Here is a 25,848-nt window from a genome sequence, read left to right as displayed (position 1 = left end):
ACCGCACTCAGCGTACGGGCCGGGAAACGCTCCCGTGGCGGTTCGGTGAAGTTTCGTCAGGTGGTGGGTCAGGGGGTGGACTTGAACGGGCGGACGGCCCCCGGGGTGCGCTCGCGCTGGAGCGCCGCCCGGGGGCCGTCCCGTTCCGCTGTACGGCCGGCGGGGCCGTCGCCGACCCACCCGCCGGTCCACTCGCGGACCTACTCTCCGCTCTACTCTCCGCTCTACTCGCCGGCCTACGCGCCGACCTACGCGCCGGTCTGCTCCAGGGTGAACTTCCAGGCGTCAGCGACGATGTCGTCCAGGTTGGGGCGGCGCGGCGTCCAGCCCAGCTCCTGGTGGGCCCGCTCGGCGGAGGCCACCAGCACGGCCGGGTCGCCCGCGCGGCGGCCGACCACCTGCACCGGGATCTCCCGGCCGGTGACGCGCTTGACCGACTCGATCACCTCGCGCACCGAGAAGCCGCTGCCGTTGCCCAGGTTGCAGATCAGGTGCTCGCCCGGCTTGGCGGCGTCCAGCGCCAGCAGGTGCGCGTCGGCCAGGTCCGCGACGTGGATGTAGTCGCGGATGCAGGTGCCGTCCGGGGTCGGGTAGTCGTCGCCGAACACCGCGATGTGCGGGCGCCGGCCGAGCGCGGCCTGGAAGACCAGCGGGATCAGGTGCGACTCGGGGTCGTGCCGCTCGCCGTAGGCGCCGTACGCGCCGGCCACGTTGAAGTAGCGCAGCGAGACGGCGGCCAGGCCGTGCGCGACGGCCTCGCTGGTGATCATGTGGTCCATGGCGAGCTTGCTGGCGCCGTAGGTGTTGGTCGGCGAGGTCCGGGCGGTCTCGGCGATCGGCACGACCTCCGGCTCGCCGTACACGGCCGCGGTCGAGGAGAACACCAGCTTGCGCACACCCGCGGCGCGCATCGCGGTGATCAGCTCCAGCGAGCCCGCCACGTTGTTGCGCCAGTACTTCTCCGGGTCCACGACCGACTCGCCGACCTGCGAGGAGGCGGCGAAGTGCAGCACGCCGTCGAAGGAGCCGTCGAGCACCCGGCCGGCCTCCTGGATCCGGCCCTCGACGAACTCGGCACCGGCCGGGACACCCTCGCGGAAGCCGGTGGAGAGGTCGTCCAGGACGGTCACCTGGTGACCCGCCTCCAGCAGGTGGGCGGCCACCACGCTGCCGACGTAGCCGGCGCCACCCGTGACCAGGTACTTACTCATGATGAGACCTCCAGCGGGCGATGGTCCGCGCGGTCGGCGGCGCCATCGACGGAATGCGTACGACTGCGCTCAATTGTCCCTGCCCGCCGGGGTGCTCCCGACCACCGGGGCGCTCGCTCCCCGGCTTTCTCACCCACTCCTCGGCCGACCTCCACGGCCGGGCCGCCCCGCGCCCCCGCCGACACCCCGGGGAGCCGCTCAGCCCTCGGCCATCCGCTCCAGCAGACCGGTGCGCGCGGCCACCGCGGCCGCCTCCAGCCGGGTGCGCGCACCCAGCTTCATCAGCACCCGCTGCACATGGGTACGGGCGGTGCTCGCGGCGATCCGCATCCCGGCCGCGATCGCCGCGGTGTCCTCGCCGTCCGCGATCCGGGCCAGCACCTGCACCTCACGGCGGGTCAGCAGCCGCAGCAGCCGGACCGCCTCGTCGTCCGGCTCGGCCACCGGGCGCAGCAGCTGGTCGAAGGCCCCGCGCAGGACGTCCACCCCCACCGCGGCCTCGCCCGCCCGGGCCCGCCCGATCGCCCGCTCGACCACCTCGATCCGCTCGTCGCTGGGCACGTACCCCGCTGCTCCGGCCGCGAACGCGCAGGCCACGCCCCGGAGTTCACCCACCGGTCCGAGCACGATCACGGCCACCTCGGGCCGCTCCCGGCGGATCCGGCGCAGCCCGTCGAAGGCCCCCGGCTCGCCCGGCGCGGACACCCCCAGCAGACACACCTCGGGCCGTCGCCCGGCCACCAGATCGGCCGCCACACCGGCCGGCGAGCCGACCGCGAGCACCCGGTGGCCGCGCAGTTGCAGCGCGGTGGCCAGCGCCTCGGCCAGCAGCCGGTGGTCGTCGACCACCACGAGTCGAACACCCATGACGCCCTCCCGGTCGGGGCCCGGCTCGTGCCCGCACCCTGCGGGCGGGCGGCCGATGACGCACCATCACAGCGCATTCCGTACCCGACCCGCTAGGCCACCGAGGATCGCGGGACCAGCGGCGGAACGGGGCGAACCCCGGTGCACAGAACGCGAAAGACCCCCGCCGCGAGGCGAGGGTCTTTCGGTGGAGCCCCCATGCGGAATCGAACCGCAGACCTTCTCCTTACCATGGAGACGCTCTACCGACTGAGCTATAGGGGCTTGGCCTTGCGTTTCCGCCGGGCCGGTCGAACAAGGAAGACATTACACGGCCGTCGGCCCGGAAGGGAAATCGGCTCCGCCCCGGGCCCCGCGGGCCGTCAGCCCCCGGCGTGCGCCGCGTCGAACTCCTCGCGGGCCGCGAGCATCTGCCCGGCGCGCCGCTCCGTCCAGCGCCCGAGCGGGGCGACCAGCCCGGCCAGCTCGCGACCGAGCGGCAGCAGGTCGTAGACCACCCGCGGCGGCGTCTCCGGGAAGACCGTGCGCAGCACCAGCCCGCTGCGCTCCAGGCTCCGCAGCGACTGGGTGAGCATCTTGCGGCTGACCCCGCCGACCGCGCGCTGGAGCTCGGAGAAGCGCTGCGGCCCACAGGCGGACAGGCTCATCAGGATCAACATCGACCACTTGTCGGCGAGCTCGGCGAACAGCTCGCGACTGGGGCAGAGCTGGGCGAAGACGTCCAGCTCCGGCTCCCGCTCCTGCTCCGGCCTCCCGCCTCCTGCCTGCCGCTCGACCCCGACGCCCTCCGCCCGCCGCTCGACCCCGGCCCGGGCCGCTTCCTCCGTCGTCATACGCCCAGGGTAGACCTGCGGTCTCCGATCCGCACCTGGTCTCTTCTGGAGACCTGGTCTATATTGGAGACCGTTCGACGGAGCGGGCCGGCCCCGCTCCGTCGCCTCTTGCCCTCCCGCTCTCACGCCATCCCGTCCCCAGGAGTGCCCGCATGACCGCCATCCGCCCGACCGTCGCCCTCGCCTACCACTCCGGCTACGGCCACACCGCCGTGATCGCCGAGGCCGTCGCCCGCGGCGCCGCCGCAGCGGGCGCCGAGGTCGTCACGATCGCCGTCGACACCATCACCGAGGAGCAGTGGGCGCAGCTGGACGCCGCCGACGCGATCGTCTTCGGCTCCCCCACCTACATGGGCACCGCCTCCGGCGCCTTCCACGTCTTCGCCGAGGCCAGCAGCAAGCGCTGGTTCGCCGACGCCTGGAAGGACAAGCTCGCGGCCGGCTTCACCAACTCCGCCTCCAAGAGCGGCGACAAGGCCGGCACCCTCGGCTTCTTCCAGACCCTCGCCGCCCAGCACGGCATGAACTGGGTCAACCTCGGCCTCAAGCCCGGCTGGAACGCCACCACCGCCTCCGAGGACGACCTCAACCGCCTCGGCTTCTTCACCGGCGCCGCCGCCTCCTCCCCCGCCGACGCCGGCCCCGAGGCCGTCCACAAGGCCGACATCGCCACCGCCGAGCACCTGGGCGAGCGCGTCGCCCGGCACACCGCCGTCGTCCTGGCCGGCCGCGCCGCCCTGGCCGGCTGAGACCGCCCCCGCCGCACGGCTACGCCGCCGGATCCGCCCCCAGCACGGGCGCCCGGCGGCGTCCGCCGTCCACCGCCGCCAACTCCGCACCCGTGGTGTCCGGCAGCAGCCACAGGCAGCCCAGCGCCAACAGCCCCAGCACCCCCAGGTACCAGCCGACCGGCTGCGCCGTCCCGTACGCGCCGGTCAGCCGCGTCGCCACCAACGGCGTCAACGCCCCGCCGACCACCCCGCCCAGGTTGTACGTCAACGCGGCACCCGTGTAGCGCACCCGGGTCGGGAACAGCTCCGGCAGGAACGCCGCCACCGGGCCCATCAGACACCCCAGCACCACCATCGCCCCGGCCAAGGCCAGGAACATCAACGGCCGGCGCACCGTCTCCAACAGCGGGAACAGCACCAGCGACCAGCCCGCCGCCAGGCCCGTCGCCCACCGCAGCGTCCGCCGCCGCCCCCACCGGTCACTGTGCGCCGCACTCAGCCACACCGTCACGGCCCCGCCCACCGCACCGACCAGCAGCATCGCCAGCACCACCGTGCTCGCCACCCCCAGGCCGGACGTCGCGTACGCCAGCGCGTAGGTGGTGGTCAGGTAGAACAACGCGTACCCGAGCGTGATCGCCCCACCCCCGGCCAGCACCGGCCGCCAGTGCTCCCGCAGCACCTCCACCACCGGCGGACGGTCCCGCCGCTCGTCCGCCCGGAACAACGGCGTCTCCGCCAGCCGCAGCCGCACGAACAACCCCACCGCCACCAGCGCCAACGAGGCCAGGAACGGCACCCGCCAGCCCCACGCCCGGAACGACCCCTCGTCCAGGGTGAGTTGGAGCACCAGGAAGGCTCCGTTCGCCAACACGAACCCGCCCGACGGCCCCAACTGCAGGAACCCGCCGTACCGCCCGCGCCGCCCGGCCGGCGCGTTCTCCGCGATCAGCAGCGCCGCCCCGCCCCACTCCCCGCCCAACCCGACGCCCTGGCACACCCGCAGCACCACCAGCAGCACCGGCGACCACCACCCCCACACCGCGAACCCCGGCAACAACCCCACCGCCGCCGTCGCCAACCCCATCAGCAACAGCGACACCACCAGCGTCGCCTTCCGCCCCACCCGGTCCCCGAAGTGCCCGAACACCACCGCCCCCAACGGCCGGGCCAGGAACGCCACCGCGTACACCGAGAACGCCGCCAACAACGCCCCGGTCCCACCCAACCCGGGAAAGAACACCGGCCCGAACACCAGGGCCACCGCCGTCCCGTACAGGAAGAAGTCGTAGAACTCGATCGCCGTCCCGATCAACGCCGCAGCCGCGGCCCGCCTCAACTGCCCAGCCCGCCGGGCACCCTCCGCATCCATACCACCACCCTCCCGACCCCCCGCCCCACCCCACCAGCCCCCACTCGAGTGACCCCGGCGCACACCCCGGCCCCCAGCGCCCACCAAAAAGCCCGAGCGCCGCCACCACAACGCCCGGGCCCACCGCACCCCTCACCTGCCACTACCGCTACCGCTACCGCCCGTACGGCGGCGCCCCCACCCTCCGCCTCCGCACCACGACGACCACCACCCCGGCCACCACAGCCAGCCCGGCCACCACTCCACCCACGATCGGGAGCGCACTACCCGACCCGGACGACCCCTCAGCCTTCGGCTGCACCGTCGGCGCACCAGCCGCCGCTCCGGACGGGCTCGGCGACGAAGACACCGGCACGGACGCACTGGCCGAGGGCGAAGGGGCAGCCGACGGCGTAGCCGCATCAGCCGGAAGCGGCGACACATTCGCAGACCCCGGATCCCCCGGATCCGTCAACGCGATCCGAGGCCGCACCGCACCCCAACCCGCATCGTTCGTCCGGGCGTTCCCGCCGTTCGGCCTGCCCGCAGTATTGATCAGCACCCGCAGAATTTGATTCGCCGACCAATCCGGATGAACCGACCAGACCAGTGCCGCCGAGGCCGAAACGAGAGCTGCCGAGTCCGATGTCCCATGGCTCTTGCAATAGTCGGTCGATGACGTACAAGCAGCGACGATGTCCACCCCGGGCGCGACCAGAGCGACATGCGGCCCCGTTTCCGACTCTGCCGTGACGCTTCCGTTGTGATCAAAGGCTCCGACACCCACCACGTTGGGCAATCCGCCCGGGTACGAGAGCAGGTTGCCCGACTGCGCCTCGTTCCCCACGCTAGCCACAACCAGAACACCCTTGGCCCGTGCAGTCGCGAGAATGCCGTCCAACTTCGCCACATCCTCAGGCGAGGTTCGAATCGCCGTCACGCCCTGGGAGACATTGATGACCTTCGCACCCTGATCGACCGCATAATTCACGGCATCTCCGACCTGCCTCAGGAAGTCACCCGGATCGAGCGCCCCAACAGATCCATTATTGATCTTGAGTGGAAGAATCTTGGCTCCCGGCGCCAGACCGACTGCCCCCGTCCCCCCAGCACCCTTGCCCGTTCCGGCAATCAGGCTGGACATCTCAGTGCCGTGACCGTCCCCGAACGACCCGACCCCGCCCGGGCTGCCACTGAAGTCTTTGCCGGGCAACAATTGGCCCACCAGATCAGGGTGATCGAGCTTGAATCCCCCGTCGATCACCGCAACGGTGACACCCTTGCCCGTTGAGACCTTCCACATCTCAGTCGCGTGCATGGTCTCCAGGTGCCACTGCTTCTCACGGATCGTGTCATCCGCAATCGCAGGACCTGCGCTGGGGCCAACAGAGACTCCCATCGCCAGGAGCGCCGCAGCCGTAGCCCGCCGAGCCCGCATCCAGCGGCTCATCACTCGATTCCCCCACATGACGGTCTGAGCTACCTCGCGTACGGGTTGTCCTCCGGTGGAACCGGCGGCTGGTACGACGGCGACACGGGCGACACCGCATCCTTCCGCCTCCGCACGACGGCGAACACCACCCCGGCCACCACGACCAGCCCGGCCACCACTCCACCCACGATCGGGAGCGCACTGCCCGACCCGGACGACCCCTCAGCCTTCGGCTGCCCCGTCGGCGCGCCAGCCGCCGCTCCGGCCGGACTCGGCGACGACGACACCGGCGCGGACGCAGCCGCCGAGGGCGAAGGGGCAGCCGAAGGCGTAGCCGCATCAGCCGGAAGCGGCGACACATCCGCCGGCCCCGGATCCCCCGGATCCGTCAACGCGATCCGCGGCCGCACCGCACCCCAACCCGCATCGTTCGTCCGGGCGTTCCCGCCGTTCGGCCTGCCCGCAGTATTGATCAGCACCCGCAGAATCTGATTCGCCGACCAATCCGGATGAACCGACCAGACCAGTGCCGCCGAGGCGGATGCCAGGGCAGTCGCATCCGACGTTCCGTGTCCCGTGCAGTATCCGGATGGAGCCGTGCAGGCCGCGATGGTGTCCACGCCAGGAGCGACCAGAGCCACCTGAGGCCCCGTCTCTGATTCGTCGGTCACATCCCCGTTCCGACCGAAGGCTCCGATACCGACGACGTTCGGCAATCCTCCTGGATAGTCAACCGGGTTCCCGGACTTCGCCTCGTTCCCCACCGCAGCAAGAACCAGGGCCCCCTTCGACCTGGCGGACGCGAGGATCCGATTCAGCTTGGCCACATCGTCGCCGGAGGTCGTGACCGAGTTCGTCCCCTGAGAAATACTGATGACTTTGGCACCGCTGGCGACCGCATAGTCGACGGCCTGCCCGATCTGGTCCAGGAAGTCAGCAGAAATCACCGACCCCTCGGATCCCGTATTGATCTTCAATGGCAGGATCTTGGCCCCGGGCGCCAACCCATAAGCACCCTTCCCGCCGTTCGCCTTCCCCGTCCCCGCGATCAGCCCGGCCATCTGCGTGCCGTGCCCATTGGCATCAGCACCAACTCCGCCCTTGCTGCCACTGAAGTCCTTTCCGGGCAAGAACTGCCCGGAAAGGTCAGGGTGATCCAGCTTGAACCCACCGTCGATCACCGCGACCGTAACGCCTTGCCCTGTGGACACCTTCCACATGTCCGATGCCTTCATGACATCCAGGTGCCATTGGTCGTCACGAACCGAACCGTTTACGGCTGCCGATGCTGCAACAGGGGCAACGACGACACCAGCGGCTACGAGCATCGCCACGAACAGCCGTCCAGGCCCCCGCCGGATCATTCGACTCATCACAACTCCTCGTCGACTTCCCCGCATGCCGAAGCGGGGCCTGAACAAGACTGCCCGGCCACTGGGAAGGCCCAGTGGCCGGGCAGTCGTTGCAGTCCTACTCAATCACGTCCGGGTTGCTGTGCGGGGTACCGCTGATCCAGGTCTCCTCGTCCTCGTGGAGGTAGTCTGCACGGTCGCGGCGGTCGCGTTCCTTCTTACCGCCGTGGCCGCCCGCACCTGGGGCCATCATGCCGTTCTGTCCGGACCGGGCACCGCCCTCGGCGGCTCCCGCCGCCGCGCGGTTGCGCAGGCCCGTGCCGCCGGGAGTGAACTCCCCACCAGCAGCAGGACCCTTGCGGCCACCGACCGTGCCGCCCGGGGTCGAGGTCAGACCTCGGCCGCGCGAGCCGCCGCTGCCGCCGACGACGCCGTGGCCGCCGCCCATGCCCGGGTGCATGCCGCCCATTCCGCCGCCCATGGGCGAACCGCCGACCCGGCCGCCGCCCGGCGCGCCCTCACGCCCGAAGACCGTCCCGCTCGGGAGTCCCGGGGTACCGGCCTTGCCAGAGGTCGAGCCGCCGTTGAACGGGCCGGTACGGAGGGGAACCGAACCACCGCCCTTGCCGGGGATGCTGCCGATGCCCTTGGTCGGAACGGAACCGCCACCGGTACCCACCGGGAAGCCGGAGATCGGGCCACTGCCCGGCACGCCGGGCAGCCCGCCGCGGCCGTCGGGACCACCGGGGTAGCCCGGAGTTCCACCCGGACCGCTCGGCAGCACCGGGCCGCCCCCGGGCCCGACCGGGGTGGTCTGGTCCGGCAGGGTCGGGATGCTGTCGAGGCCGGTGCCAGGGCGGGTGACCGGGTCCGACGGGTGGGACGGCGGGGTCGGGGTGCCCGGGTCCTGCGGCGGGGGCGGCAGCTGACCGCCGCCGTGGGGCGGAGTCGGGCCGGGGTGGGTCGGGTTGGACGGGTCCTGCCAGTTCGTCGCCGGATCGCGTGGCCTCATGGTGGCACCGCCATAGTTGCCACCCGACGGGCTGTAGCTCCCGCCGTAGCTGCCGGTGCGCGGGCTGCGGACAGAGCCCCCGTAGCTGCCTCCCGAGTTACCGTTTCCCCCGTACTCCGAAGCGGAGCCCTTGTCCTTGCCCGTGGCAGGAGTCCCCGGCAGCACTACGTTGTCGTCGATCCCGTTCAGCGTCGTCGTCGCCGCGGTGTACGCCTGTGCCAGCTTCTCCATCTGGAGAATGGCTTCCTGCTTCTCCTTCTCGATCGTCGCCGCGGCCTGATCGGCCCGAGCCTTGCTCACCCAGTTCGGGTTGAGGGAGAACATGAAGTCGTCGACCGACTTGCCGCCCAGGTTCACGCTCGACGGCATGTAGACCGTCTGCGCCTTGGCTTTGGCCAGCAGGTCGATCTCCGTCTGTGGCGGCTTGGGCACGGCGGACTGGGCCGTGCTGAGCGCCTCGCCAGCCTGGACCATGGCATTGCCGGCGGTCGTGGAATGCTGGGCGATGATCGCTGCGGACTTGTAGAGGTTCCCCACCCAGGTCTTGAAGCTCTCAGCTGCCGGTCCCTCCCAACTGACATTGCCGAGGTGCCCTTGAAGGGCCTGGCTAAGGTCCGTCAGGACGCGTCCTGCGTCCTGGAGCTGGTTGGCTCGTTTCAGTACATCGGCCGGCTTCCCGCCGTCGACCATTGCCTTGAGTACGGCGTGGTCGATGTTGTTGAACTCCGTCGGTCCTGACATGGTCTGTTCCCCGTCTCCCCGTAAATCTCTCCAGGCGCCGCTTTCAGGCCGTCACGTTGGACTTCGCCCCTGTCGGCGGCAGGTTCATTCCTGCCCCCGCCGCGATCGACTTCTGGGCGTCGGTCGTGTGGCCCTCGTTGGTCGTGTACTGGCTGTGCGTGTCCGCGACCGCGGCCTTCATCGCCTCGATCTGCGCCACGAAGTCCTTGTGGAGCTTGACGAGCTGGTCGTGGACCTTGTCGTAGGCACCGTGCAGGGCCACGGCCTCGGGGAACTTCGCAGCATCTGCGGCGTTGACGAAGCTGCCCTGGGAGACCTTCTGCTCCTGGAGCTTGTACGGCGCGGCCGCCGACCCCTCCATGGCCTGGAGCAGCGCCTCGACCTTGTTGGCGAAGTTCGTGAGCGTCTGCAGCTCGATCTGGACGTCCTGCTTGCCGAAGGCCGCCACCAGGTCCCCGGCGCTGACGTTGGTCTGCACGGTGCTGACCACGGGGGCGATCTTGATCCCGTGCCCCCACGGCAGCGGGATCGTCGGCCCGTCCAGCATGAACGGCGTCGCGTCCGGTGCCCCCGGCGTCCCCGGCGCCGGCGTCGATCCCGCGCTCGGCGTGGTCGTCGGCTCTCCCACAGCAATCCACCTCTCCCCCGTACGGCCCGCGCGCCCCGGGCGTGTCCCGGGCCCCGTCGCGCCGCAACGCACCGTCAACTTCTAAGGCTTACCGTCCTGGTCGGTTCGGCCGCCCGCCCTGAGGGCGGCCCCCGCCTCTGTCATGGTAGCCACCGCCCCTGTCGGCCCGGCAGGGACCTTGGCCTGCGCGGGCGCGATCGGTACGAACTTGACACGTACAGCCCGGGGTCGGACCGCTGGATAGACTGCCCCGGTACGCCCCATCTGCCGTGCAATGTCGCTCAGCAGCGAGCCGTGGCCGCAGAAACGGACGTGTGACGACATGCCTGAGCAGAGGACGCCCTGGTGGGCCCGGGCGGTGCGGCCGGAGCGGCCGCCGGTGCCGGTGGTGTTGATGGTGCGGGCCGCGCTGGGGATGGCGGTGCCGCTGGTGCTGGGGCTGTGGGCGCACCGGCTGGACCTGGGGGTGTTCGCCGCCCTGGGGGCGATGCACGCGACGATGAACGACCGGGTCGAGCCCGCGGGGCTGCGGGTGGTCCGGATCGGGTCGGCGGTGGCGGCCTCGGCGGTGGGGATGCTGGTCGGTACGGCCTTGCAGCACGTCCACGCGGGCGTGCCGGCGCTCGGTGCCGGGCTGACCCTGACGGCGTTCGTGTCGGGTGCGTTGAGTGCGACGGGTCCGCGCGGGTCGGCGGCGGGGATGCTGCTGCTGGTGTCGGCGGCGTTGGGCAGTGGGATGCCGTTGCCGGAGCCGTGGTGGGCGGCGGCGCCGATGATGCCGGCGGGTGCGGCGCTCGTGGTGCTGCTGGGTCTGCCCGGTCGTGCGGCCGACCCGCGCGTCCGGGCCTTGGCGGCGGCGTACGAGGCGCTCGGCCGGACGCTCGGCGATCTGGGGACGGCGCGGGGCGCGGAGTCCCGCCGGGTGTTGACGGCCCGGCTGAACCAGGTGCAGGACCTGTTCCCCGGGCACGGCCGGACGGCCCTGCGCCCGGTGTACGAGGCGGCGCTGGCGGCGACCGAGGCGGCGACGGGCCTGTTGTGGGCGTGGCGGCCGGTGCCCGCGGAGGTGGCGGCGGTGCCGGGGCAGCTGGCGGCCGCGGTGCGGCGGGGCGGCGGCGAGGTGGTGGTGCCGCAGTGGCGGCCGGACACCCCGGCGCGGCAGGCCCTGGACGTGGCGCTGCGGGCCGCCGCGGACGCGGTCGCGGGCCGGCCTACCCGGATCGACGCGGCGCCCGCACCGCCGCCCGACCCGTGGCGGCTCCGGGGGCGGCTGTGGTCCGCCGCGTCGGCGCGGTACGGGCTGCGGGTGGCGCTGTGCATCGCGGTGGGTTCGGCGGTGACGGCCAACTACCCGCTGAGCAAGAGCTACTGGGTGCCCATGACGATCGCGTTCGTGTTGAAGCCGGATCTGGGTTCGGTGTTCCTGCGGGCGGTGAGCCGGGCGGTCGGCACGGTGCTGGGTGTGGCCGTGACGGCGGCGCTGCTGGCCTCGACCACCGAGGAGTGGGTGCTGACGGCGGTGGCGGCGCTGTGCGTGGCGCTGCTGCCGTACGCGACGGCGGCGCACTACGGGCTGACCACGGTGGCGATGACGCCGATGGCGCTGGTGCTGCTCCAACTCGGCGGCCGGAGCAGTGCCGCCGAGTTCTGGCCGCGGGTGCTGGACACCGTCCTGGCGAGCGCGATCGTGCTGCTCTTCGGCTACCTGCTGTGGCCGGAGCGCCCCCGGCACCGGATCGAGCCGCGGCTGGTGACCGCGACGACCGCCCTGCGCGCCTACCTGGACGCGGTGACGGAGCACCGCACCGGCGAGGTGTGGCTGCGCCGTACGGCCTACCGGTCCCTGGCGGACGCCCGGCAGGAGGTGCGGCAGGGGCTGGCCGAGCCGCCGCCCACCGGCCGGCTGGCCGAGCAGTGGCTACCGGCCACGGCGGCGCTGGAGCGGCTGGGCGGGGCGGTGGCGGCGTTCGCCGCGCAGATCCGGTACGGGGGCCGGGTGCCGGATCCGGTGGAGACCGAGCGGGTCCGGCGGGCCCTGGACGAGCTGACGGCCGCCGCCCGGGAGCACCGTCCGCCGGTCGGCCCGGCGGCCCGGCCGGACGCACCGCACGACCCGGCGCTCAGTGCGCTGGGCCGTGCGGCGGACGAGCTGGAACTCCTGCTCAGGCAGCGGTAGTTCAGGAAGAGGACAACCCCGGAAGAAGGCAGCTCAGGAAGAAGACAGCTCAGAAGGAAGACAGCTCAGACCTGCTCGGCCAGCTCCAGCCAGGTCATCTCCAGCTCCTCCTTCTCCTCCCGGACGGCGCGCAGCTGCCCGTCCAGTTCGGCGACCTTGGAGAAGTCGGCGGCGTGCTCGGCGAGTTGGGCGTGCAGCTTGGACTCCTTGTCGTCCAGCTTGGCGATCTGGCGCTCGATCTTCTGCATCTCCTTCTTGGCCGCCCGGAGGTCCCCGCCGGAGAGCCCGGCGGCGGGGTCGACGGCCGGGGCCGCGGCCACGGGGGCGGCCTGCGCCGCGGCGGCGGCCATCCGGGCCCGCCGCTCCAGGTACTCGTCCACGCCGCCCGGCAGCATCCGCATCTTCTTGTCGCCGAGCAGCGCGTGGACGACGTCGGTGGTCCGCTCGATGAAGAACCGGTCGTGGCTGATGACGACCATCGAGCCCGGCCAGCCGTCGAGCAGGTCCTCCAGCTGGTTGAGGGTCTCGATGTCCAGGTCGTTGGTCGGCTCGTCGAGGAACAGCACGTTGGGCTCGTCCATCAGCAGCCGCAGCAGCTGGAGCCGGCGCCGCTCGCCGCCGGAGAGGTCGCCGACCGGCGTCCACTGCTTGTCCTTGCCGAAGCCGAACTGCTCGCACAGCTGGCCGGCGCTCATCTCCCGGCCCTTGCCGAGGTCGACCCGGGAGCGGACCTGCTCGACGGCCTGCAGCACCCGGGTCGTCGGCTCCAGTTCGGCGACCTCCTGGGACAGGTAGGCCAGGCGCACGGTCTTGCCGACCTTGATCACGCCGGAGGCGGGCTGGATGTCGCCCTCGCTGGCGTAGGCGTCGCGCATGGCGCGCAGCAGCGAGGTCTTGCCGGCACCGTTGACGCCGAGCAGGCCGATCCGGTCGCCGGGGCCGAGCTGCCAGGTGAGGTTCTCCAGCAGCAGCTTGGGGCCGGCCTTGACGGTGACGCCTTCCAGGTCGAAGACGGTGCGGCCGAGCCGGGCGTTGGCGAACTTCATCAGCTCGCTCTTGTCCCGGGGGTCCGGCACGTCGGCGATCAGGGCGTTGGCCGCCTCGATCCGGTAGCGCGGCTTGGAGGTGCGGGCGGGGGCGCCGCGGCGCAGCCAGGCGAGCTCCTTGCGGGCGAGGTTCTGGCGCTTCTGCTCCTCGACGGCCTCGATCCGGGAGCGCTCGGCGCGGGCGAAGACGTAGTCGGAGTAGCCGCCCTCGTACTCGTGCACCTCGCCGTGCTGGACGTCCCACATCCGGGTGCAGACCTGGTCGAGGAACCAGCGGTCGTGGGTGACGCAGACCAGTGCGGAGCGGCGCTTCTGCAGGTGCTGGGCGAGCCAGTTGATGCCCTCGACGTCGAGGTGGTTGGTGGGCTCGTCGAGGATGATCAGCTCGGGGGAGCCGAGCAGCAGCTTGGCGAGGGCGATCCGGCGGCGCTCGCCACCGGAGAGCGGGCCGATGACGGTGTCGAGGCCGTCGGCGAAGCCGGGCAGGTCGAGGCCGCCGAAGAGGCCTTCGATGATGTCGCGGATCCGGGCGTCGCCGAGCCACTCGTGGTCGGCGCGGTCGGCGATGACCTCGTGCCGGATGGTCGCCTTCGGGTCGAGCGAGTCGTGCTGGGTGAGGACGGCCGGTTCGAGGCCGCCGTTCCAGGTGATCCGGCCGCCGTCGGGCTCCTCCAGCTTGGCGAGCATCCGGATCAGGGTGGTCTTGCCGTCGCCGTTGCGGCCGACGACGCCGATCCGGTCGCCGTCGCTCACGCCCAGGCTGACCGCGTCCAGCAGGGTGCGGGTGCCGTAGACCTTCGTGACGGACTCGATGGTGGCGAGGTTGACGGCCACGTGTGCTGCGCTCCTGGGTTCGGCGGTCGGGGGCGGGCCCAGCCCGCCCCTCTCTCGGGGACGACCCGATCACCCCAGCCTAATGGGCGGGCCGCAACGCCCTCACCGCGTCGAGCGCCCCACCAGCTCAAGCACCCCCGCGGGGTCAGACGACCGACGCCCCGGGCACCGGCCCGTACGTGGCGTGCGCCGCCCGGCAGGTGCCGGAGGCCAGCAGCGCCCGCGCGACGGCGGCCGCCGCCTCGGCGTCCTTGGCCAGGAAGGCGCAGGTCGGTCCGGAGCCGGAGACCAGGGCGCCGAGCGCACCGGCCTCGGTGCCGGCCCGCAGGGTGGCGGCCAGCGCGGGCCGCAGGGAGAGCGCGGCGGCCTGGAGGTCGTTGGTGAGCGCGTCGGCCAGGGCGACGGCGTCGCCGTCGGCGAGGGCGGCGAGCAGGGCCGGGTCGGCGTCGGGGGTGGGCACCTGGAGGTCGCTGGAGCCGGTGCCGGCCTCCTCGCGGAGCCGGTCGCACTCGCGGAAGACGGCGGGGGTGGACAGGCCGCCGTCGGCGACCGCGAAGACCCAGTGGAAGGCGCCCTCGACCGGCAGCGGTTCCAGGATCTCGCCCCGGCCGCGGCCCAGTGCGACGCCGCCGAGCAGGGCGAAGGGCACGTCGGAGCCCAGTTCGGCGGCCAGGTCCAGCAGCACCGGGAGCGGGGTGTCGAGCTTCCACAGCGCGTCGCAGGCGACCAGCGCGGCGGCGCCGTCGGCGCTGCCGCCGGCCATGCCGCCGGCGACCGGGATGGCCTTGGCGATGTGCAGGTGGACGCCCGGGTCGGCGATCCCGTGGTGGGCGGCGAGCAGCCGGGCGGCGCGGGCGGCGAGGTTGCTGTCGTCGAGCGGGACGGCGTCGGCATCGGGGCCCGAGCAGGACAGCGTCACGCCCTCGCCCGCACTCGCCGTGACCTCGTCGCCCAGCGCGACCGCGAAGAAGACGTTGGCCAGGTCGTGGAAGCCGTCGGCGCGCAGTCCGCCGACCCCGAGCTGGACGTTGACCTTGGCCGGTACCCGTACGGTGATCACTCGCTGTCCTCGGCAGGCTTGGCGGGCTTGTGCTCGGCGATCGCGGCGAACTGCTCCACCGTCAGCATCTCGCCGCGCAGCTTGTGGTCGATCCCGGCCGCCGCGAGCGCCTGCTCGGCCCCGGCGGCGGAGCCGGCCCAGCCGGCCAGCGCGGCGCGCAGGGTCTTGCGGCGCTGGGCGAACGCGGCGTCGACCACCGCGAACACCTCCGTGCGGCTGGCGGTGGTCTTCGGCGGCTCGCGGCGGATCAGCGAGACCAGCCCGGAGTCGACGTTGGGGGCGGGCCAGAACACGTTCCGCCCGATCGCACCGGCCCGCTTCACCTCGGCGTACCAGTTGGCCTTGACCGAGGGGACGCCGTAGACCTTGTTGCCGGGCTTGGCGGCGAGCCGGTCGGCGACCTCGCTCTGCACCATCACCAGGGTCCGCTCGATGCTGGGGAAGGTCGCCAGCATGTGCAGCAGGACGGGCACGGCCACGTTGTACGGCAGGTTGGCGACCAACGCGGTGGGCGCCGGCCCCGGCAGTTCGGTGACCTCCATGGCGTCGCTGAACACCAGGTCGAAGGAGTCCACCCGACCGGGCATCCGGGCGGCGACGGTGTCCGGCAGGTGCCGGGCGAGCACCGGGTCGATCTCGACCGCGGTGACGTGCCGGGCGACCTCCAGCAGCGCCAGCGTCAGCGAGCCGAGCCCGGGCCCGACCTCCACCACCGCGTCCTGCTCCGTCACGTCGGCGGCGCGGACGATCCGCCGCACGGTGTTGCCGTCGATGACGAAGTTCTGCCCGCGCTGCTTGGTCGGCTTCACGCCGAACGCGGCCGCCAGCTCGCGGATGTCGGCGGCGCCCAGCAGGTGGCTGTCAGGGGTGGGGTCGGTGGTGCTCACGCGCCAAGGATACGGGCGCGGGCGGCGCCACCCGGACGCGCGGAACCGGAACACCCGCCTCCGGACGACCCCCGCACGCGCAACGGCGCGCCCGCGAACCGCTCAGTACCCGAAGGCCCGCGCCGTGTTCGCCGCGATCGCCGCCGACAGCTCGTCCTCGTGCAGTCCCAGGGTCGCCGCCATCGACCGCACCGTGACCGGGATGAGGTACGGCGCGTTCGGCCGCCCCCGGTACGGGTGCGGGGTGAGGAAGGGGGCGTCGGTCTCGACCAGGATCCGGTCGAGCGGGGTGGCGAGCAGGGCGTCGCGCAGCGGCTGGTTGGCCTTGAAGGTGACCGGGCCGGCGAAGGACAGGTACCAGCCGTGCTCGGCGCAGACCTTCGCCATCTCGGCGTCGCCGGAGTAGCAGTGGAAGACGGTCCGCTCCGGGGCGCCCTCGGCCAGCAGGACGGCGATGACGTCCTCGTGGGCGTCGCGGTCGTGGATGACCAGTGCCTTGCCGTGCCGCTTGGCCATCTCGATGTGGCGGCGGAACGACTCCTTCTGGATCTCCACGCCCTCCGGCCCGGTGCGGAAGTAGTCCAGCCCGGTCTCGCCGACGGCGCGGACCTGGGGCAGCGCGGCTAGCGCGTCGATCTCGGCGAGCGCCTCCTCCAGCGCCGCCTGCCCGCCCGCGTGCCGCTGCTGCCCGGACCACCCGTCGGCGTCGCCGAGGAAGATCCGCGGCGCCTCGTTCGGGTGCAGGGCGACGGCCGCGTGCACCTGCTCGTACTGCGCCGCCAGTTCGGCGGCCCAGCGCGAGCCGGGTACGTCGCAGCCCACCTGGACGACCGTGGTGACCCCGACCGAGGCGGCCCGGGCGAGCCCCTCGGCCGGGGTGCCGGCCTGCATGTCGAGGTGGGTGTGCGAGTCGGCCACCGCCACGGCCAGGGGCTCCGGCAGCGGCGGCGGGGTCGACCGGTCGTCGTCCTTCCTCGCCATCAGGAGGCGGGCTTCTCTTCGAGGCGCGGGAACAGGATCTCGCCCTTGGTGACGGTGGCGCCGACGGGCAGCCGGCCCCAGTCACCGGTGGTGGCGACGCGCTGGTCGGCGAGTGCGCCGAGGCCCTCGGCGGCGCCCAGCGAGGCCCACAGCTTCTCGGCGGTGGACGGCATCACCGGGTTGAGCAGCACGGCGGTGCCGCGCAGCGCCTCGGCGGCGGTGTAGAGGATGGTGGCGAGGCGGGCCTGCCCCTCCTCGGACTCGTCCTTGGCGACCTTCCACGGCTCCTGGGTGGTGAGGTAGCCGTTGACCTGCTTGACGAACTCGAAGATCGCCGCGAGGCCGCCGGCGAAGTCCAGCTCCTCGCCGATCTTGGCGTCGGCGGCGGCGACGGCCGCGGCCAGCCCGTCCGCGACGGCCTGCTCGGCCTCGCCCGCGGCGGTGGCGGCCGGCAGCGTCCCGCCGAAGTACTTGCCGACCATGGCGGCGACCCGGGAGGCCAGGTTGCCGAAGTCGTTGGCGAGCTCGGAGGTGTAGCGGGCGGTGAAGTCCTCCCAGGAGAACGAGCCGTCCGTACCGAACGGGATCGCCCGCAGGAAGTAGTAGCGGTACGCGTCGACGCCGAAGTGCGAGGTCAGGTCGGTGGGCGCGATGCCGGTCAGGTTGGACTTGGACATCTTCTCGCCGCCGACCATCAGCCAGCCGTTGGCGACGACCCGCTTGGGCAGCGGCAGGCCCGCGGCCATCAGCATGGCCGGCCAGATCACCGCGTGGAAGCGCAGGATGTCCTTGCCGACCAGGTGCACGGAGGCCGGCCAGAGCTCGGCGAAGCGCTCCGGGTCGCTGCCGTAGCCGGCCGCGGTGATGTAGTTCTGCAGCGCGTCGACCCAGACGTAGAGGACGTGCTTCTCGTCCCAGGGCAGCGGCACGCCCCAGTTGAAGGTGGAGCGGGAGATCGAGAGGTCCTTGAGGTCCTGCTCGACGAAGCGCAGCACCTCGTTGCGGGCCGAGGCCGGCTGGATGAAGTCGGGGTTGGCGGCGTAGAACTCCAGCAGCCGCTCGGCGTAGGCGGAGAGGCGGAAGAAGTAGTTCTCCTCCTCCAGCCACTCGACCGGCTTCTTGTGGACGGAGCAGAGCTTCTCGTCCTCCGTGGCGCCGTCGAGCAGCTCGGCGGGGAGCTTGAACTCCTCGCAGCCGACGCAGTACGGGCCGGAGTAGCCGCCCTTGTAGATCTCGCCCTTGTCGAACAGGTCCTGGACGAACTCCTGCACCCGGGCGGTGTGCCGGTCCTCGGTGGTGCGGATGAAGTCGTCGTTGGCGATCTCCAGGTGCCGCCAGAGCGGCTTCCAGGCCTCCTCGACCAGCTTGTCGCACCACTCCTGCGGGCTGACGCCGTTGGCCTCGGCGGTCCGCATGATCTTCTGACCGTGCTCGTCGGTGCCGGTCAGGTACCACACCTTCTCGCCGCGCTGGCGGTGCCAGCGGGTGAGGACGTCGCCCGCCACGGTGGTGTACGCGTGGCCCAGGTGGGGACGGTCGTTGACGTAGTAGATCGGAGTGGAAACGTAGTACGCCGGGGCGCTCGTCCCGGTGGTGCTGTGGTCTGCAGTGGCCGCCATGGTCGGAAAGCTTAGTCGGGCCCGAACGCACCCCTCGACCGGATATCGCCCCGGCGTACCGCGGGGCCGCCTGCCGCACTGCTCGCGGCGGGCGGCCCCGGCCGCGCTCCCCCGGACCCGTCGGCCCGGTCCACCCCGTCAGCCCAGGAGCCGCGACCAGAACCGGGCCCAGCGCCCCTGCGGCTCGGCGGGCCGGGTGGCCGGGGCCGGCCGGGCCGGCTCGGCGTGCGCCGGGTAGCCGGGGGCGTGCCGCAGGGGCTGGTCGGCGCTGGCCACCCGGCCCTCGCGCATGATCCGGACGGTGTGCCCACCGCAGCCCGGGCAGGTCGGCTTGAGCAGCGGGGACGGCACCCGGACACCGTTGGCGTGGTACTCGAACACGATGTGGCCGTCCCGGGCGACGTGGTGCTCGATGTCGTACGCCTGCTCCCAGCCGTACCCGCAGCGCAGGCAGGCGAAGGAGTAGGCCTCCCGCACGGTCTCGACGGGAGTGTGCGCCCGCCCCGCCAGGCCGGGGGCGTTCAGCGCGTTGCCACTGCGGGGGCTACCGATCGTGTCGCTCATAGCCAACTCCCAGTGCCCGTCGGGCGCTCGCCCGGCTGGGTCTTTCCGTTCAAGGAAATGCCCGTACCGCCCTGGCTGACGCCTTTCTTGTGAAGACTTGGATGCGGGTTGGCGAGCCCTATACAAAGGGCGCGTCGGGAACCGGAATCCGGGGTCGAACCTTCATCGCAGCGGGCGTTTAGCCGGGCCTTCACTCCAAGGTACGACTCCCCGCCCGCCACGCAACCCCCGGAATTCACCCCTTTTTCAAAGCCCCGTCCAGGCCTTCCTTCTTCGCCGCGACGACCGCGTCGAAGACCTCCCGCTTGGGCACGGACAGTTCGACCGCGACCGCCGCGATGGCCTCCTTGCGCCGCTCCCCGGCCTCCTCCCGGACGGCCACCAGCCGGGCCAGCTCGGCCGGGGTCAGCTCCTGCGGCGCGGCCGGCGGGGCGCCCGCGACCACGACGGTGATCTCGCCCTTGACGCCGTCCGCGGCCCAGGCCGCCAGCTCGCCGATCGGCCCGCGCTTGACCTCCTCGTAGGTCTTGGTGAGCTCGCGGCAGACGGCGGCCGGGCGCTGCGGCCCGAAGGCCTCCGCCATCGCGGCCAGCGCCTCGGCGATCCGGTGCGGCGCCTCGAAGAAGACCATGGTGCGCGGTTCGGCGGCGACCGTGGCCAGCTGGCGGGCCCGGTCGCCGGCCTTGCGCGGCAGGAAGCCCTCGAAGGTGAAGCGGTCGACCGGCAGGCCGGACAGCGCGAGCGCGGTGAGCACCGCGGACGGCCCGGGAACGGCGGTGACCTTGACGTCGGCCTCGACGGCGGCGGCCACCAGCCGGTAGCCGGGGTCGGAGACGGACGGCATCCCGGCGTCGGTGACCAGCAGCACCCGGGCGCCGCCGAGCAGCGCCTCGACCAGTTCGGGGGTGCGGCCGACCTCGTTGCCCTCGAAGTAGGAGACGACCCGCCCGGCCGGGGTCACCCCGAGCGCCTGGGTGAGCCGGCGCAGCCGCCGGGTGTCCTCGGCCGCGATGACGTCCGCCGTGGCCAGCTCGGTGAGCAGCCGGGGCGGGGCGTCCGAGACGTCGCCGATGGGTGTGCCTGCGAGAACGAGTACTCCTGTCACGGGCCCCATCCTCGCAGCTCCGGGCCGCCGGGGCGTTTGGTGACGATTCGGTCAGCTTCCGAGGGACCGGTCACACGTACGAGGACCGCCCCTACGATGTGGCGGATGAACGGCGACACGGCGGCGCAGACGCCCACGGTGAAGGACCACTCCGCACGGGGCGGTGCCGGCCTGCCGTCCCCCCGCCCACCGGAGTCCCCCTTGGCCCCCACGGGCTGGCGGGAGCGCCTGACCGCCTTCGGCTACCGGGCCCGCCCGAGCGGCACGCTCACCGAGCGCCTCGTCCCGCCGATGCCGGACGGCCCCGGGGTGACCCGGCCCGACGTCGCGCAGTCCCCGCTGCTGCTGCGGCTGGGCCTGCGGCTGCCGCAGGGCCTCTGGTACTTCCTGTGCCGCTGGTCCGGCTGGCTGGGCCCGGTCGCGGTCGCGGTGTTCGCCGGGCTGCTGCGGTTCACCGGCCTCGGCCAGCCGCACGCGATCATCTTCGACGAGACGTACTACGCCAAGGACGCCTACGCGCTCTGGCACGGCGGCTACGAGATCAACTGGCCGGAGGACGCCAACACGACGATCATGACGCCGGGCGCGGCCGTGCCGTACCGCCCGACGCCGTCGTACGTGGTGCACCCGCCGGTGGGCAAGTGGATCATCGGCGCGGGCGAGCAGCTGTTCGGCATGAACCCCTTCGGCTGGCGGTTCGCGGTGGCCCTGCTCGGCACCCTGTCGGTGCTGATGCTGGCCCGGATCGCCCGCCGGATGTTCCGCTCCACCCTGCTGGGCTGCGTGGCCGGCCTGCTGCTCTCGGTGGACGGCCTGCACCTGGTGCTCAGCCGGACCGCCCTGCTCGACCTGGTGGTGATGTTCTGGATCCTCGCCGCCTTCGGCTTCCTGGTCCTGGACCGGGACCGCACCCGGGCCCGGCTCGCGGCGAGGCTCGGCGGGGTCGAGGACGCGCTGCTCGCCCAGCGGCTCAACCTGGGCTGGCGCCCGTACCGGATCGCGGCCGGCGTCTGCGTCGGCCTGACCTGCGCCACCAAGTGGAGCGGCCTGTACGTCGCGGCCGCGTTCGGCCTGATGACCGTGCTGTGGGACGTCGGCGCCCGCCGGCTGGCCGGCGCCCCGCGCCCGTACCTGGCGGTGCTGGCCCGGGACGTGGTGCCGGCGTTCGTGTCGGTCGTCGTGGTCTCGGTGGCGGTCTACGTGGCGTCCTGGTGGGGCTGGTTCGCCAGCAGCAACGCGCCCGGCCAGGGCGGCTGGGGCCGGGACTGGGCGGTCGGCCGCTCCACCGACTACCCGTGGATACCCGAGGGCCTGCGGGCCCTGTGGCACTACCACTCGACGGTCTACGAGTTCCACACCCACCTGACCGACCCGCACACCTACCAGTCGAACCCGTGGTCCTGGCTGGTGCTGGGCCGCCCGGTGTCCTTCTACTACGAGTCCCCCAAGCTCGGCCAGAACGGCTGCACCGTCGCCGACTGCGCCCGCGAGGTGCTGGGCATCGGCACCCCGCTGCTCTGGTGGACGGCCCTGCTGGCGCTGGTCTACTGCCTGTGGCTCTGGGCCTTCCGCCGGGACTGGCGGGCCGGCGCGCTGCTGTGCGGCCTGGCCGCCGGCTACCTGCCGTGGTTCCTCTACCAGCAGCGGACGATCTTCCTCTTCTACGCGGTGGTCTTCGTCCCGTTCCTGGTGCTCGCCGTGACGATGCTGATCGGCGCGCTGATCGGGCCGGCCGGCGCCTCCCGGGACCGCCGGATCATCGGCTCGGCCGCGGCCGGGCTGCTGGTGCTGCTGATCATCTGGAACTTCCTGTACTTCTATCCGCTGTTCACCGGGCAGACCATCCCGCTGAGCGACTGGCGTGCCCGGATGTGGTTCAACAGCTGGATCTGAGACCCCCCGCGACCAGCGGGGGAAGCCTCCGGGGAGCGCGCGCACACCCTCCCCCCGAACCGTCCGTACCCGGTCCACGACACGTACCAGATCCGTCACAAGTCCCCGGGGTTCCGTCGGCCCACCGATCCGCCCTGCCTAGGGTGGGGGGAGTACCGCGTTTCCGGCCCCGCCGGTTGCGCCCGGCCGCGAGACCCCTGGGGGATTTGCACCATGCGCAGTGGCGCGAAGATCGGCATCATCACCGGCGTGTCCATCGCCGTCCTCGCCGGCGGTGGCTACGGGGCCTACAGCCTGATGGGCGGGTCGGACTCCTCGTCCGGCGACAAGAAGCCCCGCACGGTGGTCGCCGAGCCGCCCACGGCCGACCAGGCGGCGAACGGTGCGAAGGACTTCCTGGCGGCCTGGTCCTCCGGCGACATCGCCAAGGCGGCCTCGCTGACCGACGACCCGGCCGCGGCCACCACGGCGCTGACGGCCTTCAAGGACCAGGTGAAGCCGAGCGCGCTGACCCTGACCCCGGCCGGCCCGGCCACCCCGCAGGCCTTCGCCTCGGCGACCGGCACCCCGACCCCGGCCAAGCCGACCGGCGCGGCCTCGGCGACCCCGTCGGCGGGCGCCACCGCGGGCGCCACCGAATCGCCGTCCGCCACCGCCTCCGGGCCGACCGGCGTGCTGATGGGCTTCAAGGCCCGCGCCGAGTTCGCCGGCACCAGCCGGGTCTGGGACTACAACGGCTTCCTCGGCGTCGTGAAGATGAGCGACAACACCCCGGCCGTGCACTGGGCGCCCTCGGTGATCCACCCGCACCTGTCCGGCAACGAGACCATCGCCACCCAGCAGGTCTTCGCCCCGCCGTCCACCGTGGTGGACCGCAACGGCAAGGCGCTGCAGGGCGCCTCGCTCACCCCGGCGCTGATGGCCACCCTCCAGGACAACGCCCGCAAGCTGCTGCCGCCGGACCCGAACAAGGACCAGGACGCGGGCAGCGCGGTGGTGATCACCGACCCGGCCGGCAAGACCGCCGCGGACAAGCTGTTCACCATCGTCGAGCCCAAGCCCGGCAAGCCGTTCAAGGTGACCATCGACAACACCCTCCAGGCCGCCGCCGAGAAGGCGATGACCGACCTGGGCGGCAAGCAGGGCTCCATCGTGGCCGTCGAGCCCAGCACCGGCCAGGTGCTGGCCTTCGCCAACGCCCCGGCCACCGGCCAGAACCGGGCCTTCACCGGCCTGCTCGCCCCCGGTTCGACGATGAAGATCGTCACCTCGACGGCCCTGCTGGAGGCCGGGCTCACCCCGGACAGCAACGTGGCCTGCCCGGAGAAGAGCAGCAACCCGGTGGCGATCCCGAACGACTTCCCCGGCGCCTTCCCGGACTACACGCTCCAGAAGGACTTCATGGTGTCCTGCAACACCGCCTTCATCAACCAGGGCCTGACCAGCCTCAAGCCCGAGACACTGTCCGGCACCGCCAAGGACGTGTACGGCATCGGCCTGGAGTGGAAGACCGGCCTGCCGAACGCCGACGGCAAGATCCCGGCGACCCCGGGCAGCAAGGACGAGCAGGCGATGAACTACATCGGCCAGGGCAAGGTCCAGATGAACCCGCTGGCGATCGCCTCGATCACGGCGACCGTCCAGAGCGGCGCGTTCAAGCAGCCGATCCTGGTCGCCGGCCTGCCCCAGCAGCAGGCGGCCCGGCAGATCTCGCCGGACGTCGCCGCCAAGCTGCGCGCGATGATGAACGCCACCGCCGTCAGCGGCACGGCCAGCCAGGTGATGGCCGGGATCACCGACAACGCGGGGGCCAAGACCGGCTCCGCCGAGGTCCAGGGCGCGTCCACCACCAACAGCTGGTTCACCGCCTTCCGCGGCAACCTCGCGGTCGCCGCCGAGGTTCAGGGCGGCGGCCACGGCGTGGACGCGGCCGGCCCGGCCGTGGCCTCGCTGCTCAAGTCCGGCAACAAGTGACCGCCTGAGGCCGGTACGCGCGAAGCCCGCCACGGACGACGTGGCGGGCTCCCGTGCGTCCGGGCCCCGCTCAGCTCCTCGGTAGGGCGGGCGCCGGCGCCTCCGGCGCGGGCCTGGGCGGCACCGGGCGCCGGCTGCTCCAGCGCCGGGCCGCCAGCCGGGGCCAGATCACCAGGACGGCGGGCAGCGCCAGGTACCCGAACCGCCCGGCCGGGGCGAGCGTGAAGGCGATCGCCAGCCCGGCGGCCAGCAGGTCGGCGGCGGCGATCGCGGAGACCGGCGGCCGGGCCACCAGCCAGATCGCCACCCCGACCAGGGCGAGGGTCATCAGCGCCAGTGAGACGCTGTGCCCGGTCGGCCCGAAGCCGGCCAGCACCTTGCCGGGCAGCGGACTGCCCGCGGGGGTGCGGATCGCGGTCATCCCGAGCGGGAAGCGCACCACCTGGTCGCGCAGCGCCTGCGGCTGGGCCAGGACGGACGGCAGCAGCACCGCCGCGCTCACCCCGGCCCCGATCAGCGCGGTCCGGGCGGCGGGCCGCCGGCCGTACAGCCGCCACAGCAGCAGGACGGCCACCGGCAGGGCGGGCCAGGCGGTCCACTTGAGGCTGCAGGCGAGGGCGAGCACCAGCCCGGCGGCGACGGTGCGGTCCCGCTCGGCGAGCGCCATGGCCAGGCAGCAGACCCCGATCAGCGGCAGGTCGACGCCGCCGACCACCAGGGCCAGCGCTATCAGCGGCGAGGCGGTGAGGACGGCCAGCGGCAGCAGCGGTGCCCGGTCGCGGGTGGGCCGGAGCAGCCGCCAGGCGGCCAGCAGGCAGACCACGAAGGTGAGGGCGAACCAGATCCGGGCGTCCCCGGCGACCCGGGCGAAGGCGGTGGAGCTGCCGAGCAGCTGGCGCGGCAGCCCGAACAGGGACATCGCCGGGAGGTAGGGGTTGTAGTCGGTGACCACCACCGGGTGCGGGAGGTAGACGTCACCGGTGGTGAGCATCAGGTGGGCCGAGCGTTCGACCACCATCACCTCGGACTGGTGGCGGCCGGTCACCGCGAGCAGCCCGAGCGGCGCCAGCACGGCCCCGAGCAGGGCGACCACGGCGGCGGCCTCGGCCGCGAAGCGGCGCGGCAGGGTGAGGCAGAGCAGTCCGGCCACCACGTAGGCGGGGGCCGCGACGAGGCCCCACAGCCGCTGGTTGGCCAGGTCGGAGACGAGCGGGAAGGCCGCGGCCCAGCCGGCCGCGATCAGACAGCCGAGCAGTTGCACCCAGCGCAGCGAGGCGAGCCGGGCGGGATTCCACCGAACGGGCGTGGGCGGAAAGGTGCTCTCACCACGCTGACGGGGGAACGGGCGGCTCGTGAAGCCCGCCGGCGGCCGTCCGGGTCTGGCCGGCGGTTCGGCGTCGATGGTCGGGGCCGGCGTTCTGGCGCGGCCGGTGAAGCGGCCGCGCGGGCGGGAGAAGCCGGGCGTGCGGGTGCTCACCATGGTGGAAGGTTATGGCGGCGAACCGGGCCCTGTCGCCACCGCCGCGGGCGCCGATCGGCACGCTACGCGCG

Annotated in this window: 20 protein-coding genes and 1 tRNA gene; 4 read left to right on the top strand and 17 right to left on the bottom strand. The window is 72.6% G+C overall.

The features are described from left to right. Positions 1–248 precede the first annotated feature (248 nt). From galE to ACIQWA_RS27185, 4 genes are all read right to left on the bottom strand, one after another. Entirely contained in the window at positions 249–1,211 is a 963-nt protein-coding gene (galE, locus tag ACIQWA_RS27200; protein WP_402486967.1) for a UDP-glucose 4-epimerase GalE, read from the bottom strand. 198 nt (positions 1,212–1,409) lie between these two features. Then, entirely contained in the window at positions 1,410–2,078 is a 669-nt protein-coding gene (locus tag ACIQWA_RS27195) for a response regulator transcription factor (RefSeq protein WP_360231174.1), read from the bottom strand. 188 nt (positions 2,079–2,266) lie between these two features. Beyond that, positions 2,267–2,342 (bottom strand) — tRNA-Thr (locus tag ACIQWA_RS27190). A gap of 98 nt (positions 2,343–2,440) precedes the next feature. After that, positions 2,441–2,911, bottom strand: coding sequence for a winged helix-turn-helix transcriptional regulator (locus ACIQWA_RS27185; protein ID WP_402486963.1), 471 nt, complete (start codon positions 2,909–2,911; stop codon positions 2,441–2,443). A 152-nt stretch (positions 2,912–3,063) separates the two neighbouring features. Between ACIQWA_RS27185 and ACIQWA_RS27180 the strand changes: the two genes are divergently transcribed. Next, on the top strand, positions 3,064–3,660 hold the full coding sequence (locus tag ACIQWA_RS27180) for a flavodoxin family protein (RefSeq protein ID WP_360231180.1): 597 nt from the start codon (positions 3,064–3,066) through the stop codon (positions 3,658–3,660). 19 nt (positions 3,661–3,679) lie between these two features. On the opposite strand, the gene ACIQWA_RS27175 is transcribed toward ACIQWA_RS27180, so the two are convergent. From ACIQWA_RS27175 to ACIQWA_RS27155, 5 genes are all read right to left on the bottom strand, one after another. Continuing rightward, the gene (locus ACIQWA_RS27175) at positions 3,680–5,014 is read right to left on the bottom strand and encodes an MFS transporter (protein WP_402486960.1); all 1,335 of its coding nucleotides are present in this window, start codon (positions 5,012–5,014) and stop codon (positions 3,680–3,682) included. Positions 5,015–5,168: 154 nt separating this feature from the next. Continuing rightward, complete coding sequence (locus ACIQWA_RS27170) at positions 5,169–6,443, bottom strand: S8 family serine peptidase (RefSeq protein ID WP_402486957.1); 1,275 nt, start codon at positions 6,441–6,443, stop codon at positions 5,169–5,171. A 29-nt stretch (positions 6,444–6,472) separates the two neighbouring features. After that, positions 6,473–7,798, bottom strand: coding sequence for a S8 family serine peptidase (locus ACIQWA_RS27165; RefSeq protein ID WP_402486954.1), 1,326 nt, complete (start codon positions 7,796–7,798; stop codon positions 6,473–6,475). Positions 7,799–7,895: 97 nt separating this feature from the next. Next, positions 7,896–9,530, bottom strand: coding sequence for a WXG100 family type VII secretion target (locus ACIQWA_RS27160; protein ID WP_402486951.1), 1,635 nt, complete (start codon positions 9,528–9,530; stop codon positions 7,896–7,898). A gap of 43 nt (positions 9,531–9,573) precedes the next feature. Then, on the bottom strand, positions 9,574–10,158 hold the full coding sequence (locus tag ACIQWA_RS27155; protein ID WP_402486948.1) for a hypothetical protein: 585 nt from the start codon (positions 10,156–10,158) through the stop codon (positions 9,574–9,576). Between the two features lie 322 nt (positions 10,159–10,480). Between ACIQWA_RS27155 and ACIQWA_RS27150 the strand changes: the two genes are divergently transcribed. Continuing rightward, entirely contained in the window at positions 10,481–12,334 is a 1,854-nt protein-coding gene (locus ACIQWA_RS27150; RefSeq protein ID WP_402486945.1) for an FUSC family protein, read from the top strand. 65 nt (positions 12,335–12,399) lie between these two features. Here ACIQWA_RS27150 and ACIQWA_RS27145 read toward each other — a convergent pair whose 3' ends face one another. From ACIQWA_RS27145 to rsmI, 7 genes are all read right to left on the bottom strand, one after another. Beyond that, positions 12,400–14,214, bottom strand: coding sequence for an ABC-F family ATP-binding cassette domain-containing protein (locus ACIQWA_RS27145; protein ID WP_360231195.1), 1,815 nt, complete (start codon positions 14,212–14,214; stop codon positions 12,400–12,402). Positions 14,215–14,359: 145 nt separating this feature from the next. Continuing rightward, positions 14,360–15,274, bottom strand: a complete 915-nt coding sequence (locus ACIQWA_RS27140; protein ID WP_402486940.1) for a 4-(cytidine 5'-diphospho)-2-C-methyl-D-erythritol kinase — start codon at positions 15,272–15,274, stop codon at positions 14,360–14,362. Continuing rightward, entirely contained in the window at positions 15,271–16,161 is an 891-nt protein-coding gene (gene rsmA / locus ACIQWA_RS27135) for a 16S rRNA (adenine(1518)-N(6)/adenine(1519)-N(6))-dimethyltransferase RsmA (protein ID WP_402486939.1), read from the bottom strand. The genes ACIQWA_RS27140 and rsmA overlap by 4 nt, the downstream gene beginning before the upstream one ends. A gap of 102 nt (positions 16,162–16,263) precedes the next feature. Further along, a complete protein-coding gene (locus ACIQWA_RS27130) occupies positions 16,264–17,142 on the bottom strand; it encodes a TatD family hydrolase (protein ID WP_360231201.1) in 879 nt (292 codons plus the stop codon). Beyond that, a complete protein-coding gene (gene metG, locus ACIQWA_RS27125; RefSeq protein ID WP_402486935.1) occupies positions 17,142–18,761 on the bottom strand; it encodes a methionine--tRNA ligase in 1,620 nt (539 codons plus the stop codon). The genes ACIQWA_RS27130 and metG overlap by 1 nt, the downstream gene beginning before the upstream one ends. 138 nt (positions 18,762–18,899) lie before the next feature. Beyond that, positions 18,900–19,325 carry a hypothetical protein gene (locus tag ACIQWA_RS27120; RefSeq protein ID WP_360231207.1) on the bottom strand — a complete coding sequence of 142 codons (426 nt, stop codon included), beginning with the start codon at positions 19,323–19,325 and terminating at the stop codon, positions 18,900–18,902. 235 nt (positions 19,326–19,560) lie between these two features. Then, the gene (rsmI, locus tag ACIQWA_RS27115) at positions 19,561–20,430 is read right to left on the bottom strand and encodes a 16S rRNA (cytidine(1402)-2'-O)-methyltransferase (protein ID WP_360231210.1); all 870 of its coding nucleotides are present in this window, start codon (positions 20,428–20,430) and stop codon (positions 19,561–19,563) included. Positions 20,431–20,526: 96 nt separating this feature from the next. Between rsmI and ACIQWA_RS27110 the strand changes: the two genes are divergently transcribed. Next, the gene (locus ACIQWA_RS27110) at positions 20,527–22,323 is read left to right on the top strand and encodes a dolichyl-phosphate-mannose--protein mannosyltransferase (protein WP_402486931.1); all 1,797 of its coding nucleotides are present in this window, start codon (positions 20,527–20,529) and stop codon (positions 22,321–22,323) included. 213 nt (positions 22,324–22,536) lie between these two features. After that, positions 22,537–24,297 carry a penicillin-binding transpeptidase domain-containing protein gene (locus ACIQWA_RS27105; protein ID WP_402486929.1) on the top strand — a complete coding sequence of 587 codons (1,761 nt, stop codon included), beginning with the start codon at positions 22,537–22,539 and terminating at the stop codon, positions 24,295–24,297. A 70-nt stretch (positions 24,298–24,367) separates the two neighbouring features. Here the strand turns inward: ACIQWA_RS27105 and ACIQWA_RS27100 are convergent, their stop codons facing one another. Continuing rightward, a complete protein-coding gene (locus tag ACIQWA_RS27100) occupies positions 24,368–25,777 on the bottom strand; it encodes a glycosyltransferase 87 family protein (protein ID WP_402486927.1) in 1,410 nt (469 codons plus the stop codon). Positions 25,778–25,848 lie beyond the last annotated feature (71 nt).

The organism is Kitasatospora sp. NPDC098652, from assembly GCF_044760155.1.
GTDB lineage: Bacteria > Actinomycetota > Actinomycetes > Streptomycetales > Streptomycetaceae > Kitasatospora.
This window is presented reverse-complemented; position numbering and strand designations above follow the sequence as displayed.

Excerpts from the sequence above, each read along its gene's own strand:
- ACIQWA_RS27180 (WP_360231180.1), top strand. The coding sequence starts at position 3,064 with ATGACCGCCATCCGCCCGACCGTCGCCCTCGCCTACCACTCCGGCTAC.
- ACIQWA_RS27175 (WP_402486960.1), bottom strand. The coding sequence starts at position 5,014 with ATGGATGCGGAGGGTGCCCGGCGGGCTGGGCAGTTGAGGCGGGCCGCG.
- ACIQWA_RS27195 (WP_360231174.1), bottom strand. The coding sequence starts at position 2,078 with ATGGGTGTTCGACTCGTGGTGGTCGACGACCACCGGCTGCTGGCCGAG.
- ACIQWA_RS27110 (WP_402486931.1), top strand. The coding sequence starts at position 20,527 with ATGTGGCGGATGAACGGCGACACGGCGGCGCAGACGCCCACGGTGAAG.
- ACIQWA_RS27185 (WP_402486963.1), bottom strand. The coding sequence starts at position 2,911 with ATGACGACGGAGGAAGCGGCCCGGGCCGGGGTCGAGCGGCGGGCGGAG.
- metG (WP_402486935.1), bottom strand. The coding sequence starts at position 18,761 with ATGGCGGCCACTGCAGACCACAGCACCACCGGGACGAGCGCCCCGGCG.
- ACIQWA_RS27120 (WP_360231207.1), bottom strand. The coding sequence starts at position 19,325 with ATGAGCGACACGATCGGTAGCCCCCGCAGTGGCAACGCGCTGAACGCC.
- ACIQWA_RS27170 (WP_402486957.1), bottom strand. The coding sequence starts at position 6,443 with ATGAGCCGCTGGATGCGGGCTCGGCGGGCTACGGCTGCGGCGCTCCTG.
- ACIQWA_RS27130 (WP_360231201.1), bottom strand. The coding sequence starts at position 17,142 with ATGGCGAGGAAGGACGACGACCGGTCGACCCCGCCGCCGCTGCCGGAG.
- ACIQWA_RS27105 (WP_402486929.1), top strand. The coding sequence starts at position 22,537 with ATGCGCAGTGGCGCGAAGATCGGCATCATCACCGGCGTGTCCATCGCC.
- ACIQWA_RS27160 (WP_402486951.1), bottom strand. The coding sequence starts at position 9,530 with ATGTCAGGACCGACGGAGTTCAACAACATCGACCACGCCGTACTCAAG.
- ACIQWA_RS27165 (WP_402486954.1), bottom strand. The coding sequence starts at position 7,798 with ATGAGTCGAATGATCCGGCGGGGGCCTGGACGGCTGTTCGTGGCGATG.
- galE (WP_402486967.1), bottom strand. The coding sequence starts at position 1,211 with ATGAGTAAGTACCTGGTCACGGGTGGCGCCGGCTACGTCGGCAGCGTG.
- ACIQWA_RS27100 (WP_402486927.1), bottom strand. The coding sequence starts at position 25,777 with ATGGTGAGCACCCGCACGCCCGGCTTCTCCCGCCCGCGCGGCCGCTTC.
- ACIQWA_RS27150 (WP_402486945.1), top strand. The coding sequence starts at position 10,481 with ATGCCTGAGCAGAGGACGCCCTGGTGGGCCCGGGCGGTGCGGCCGGAG.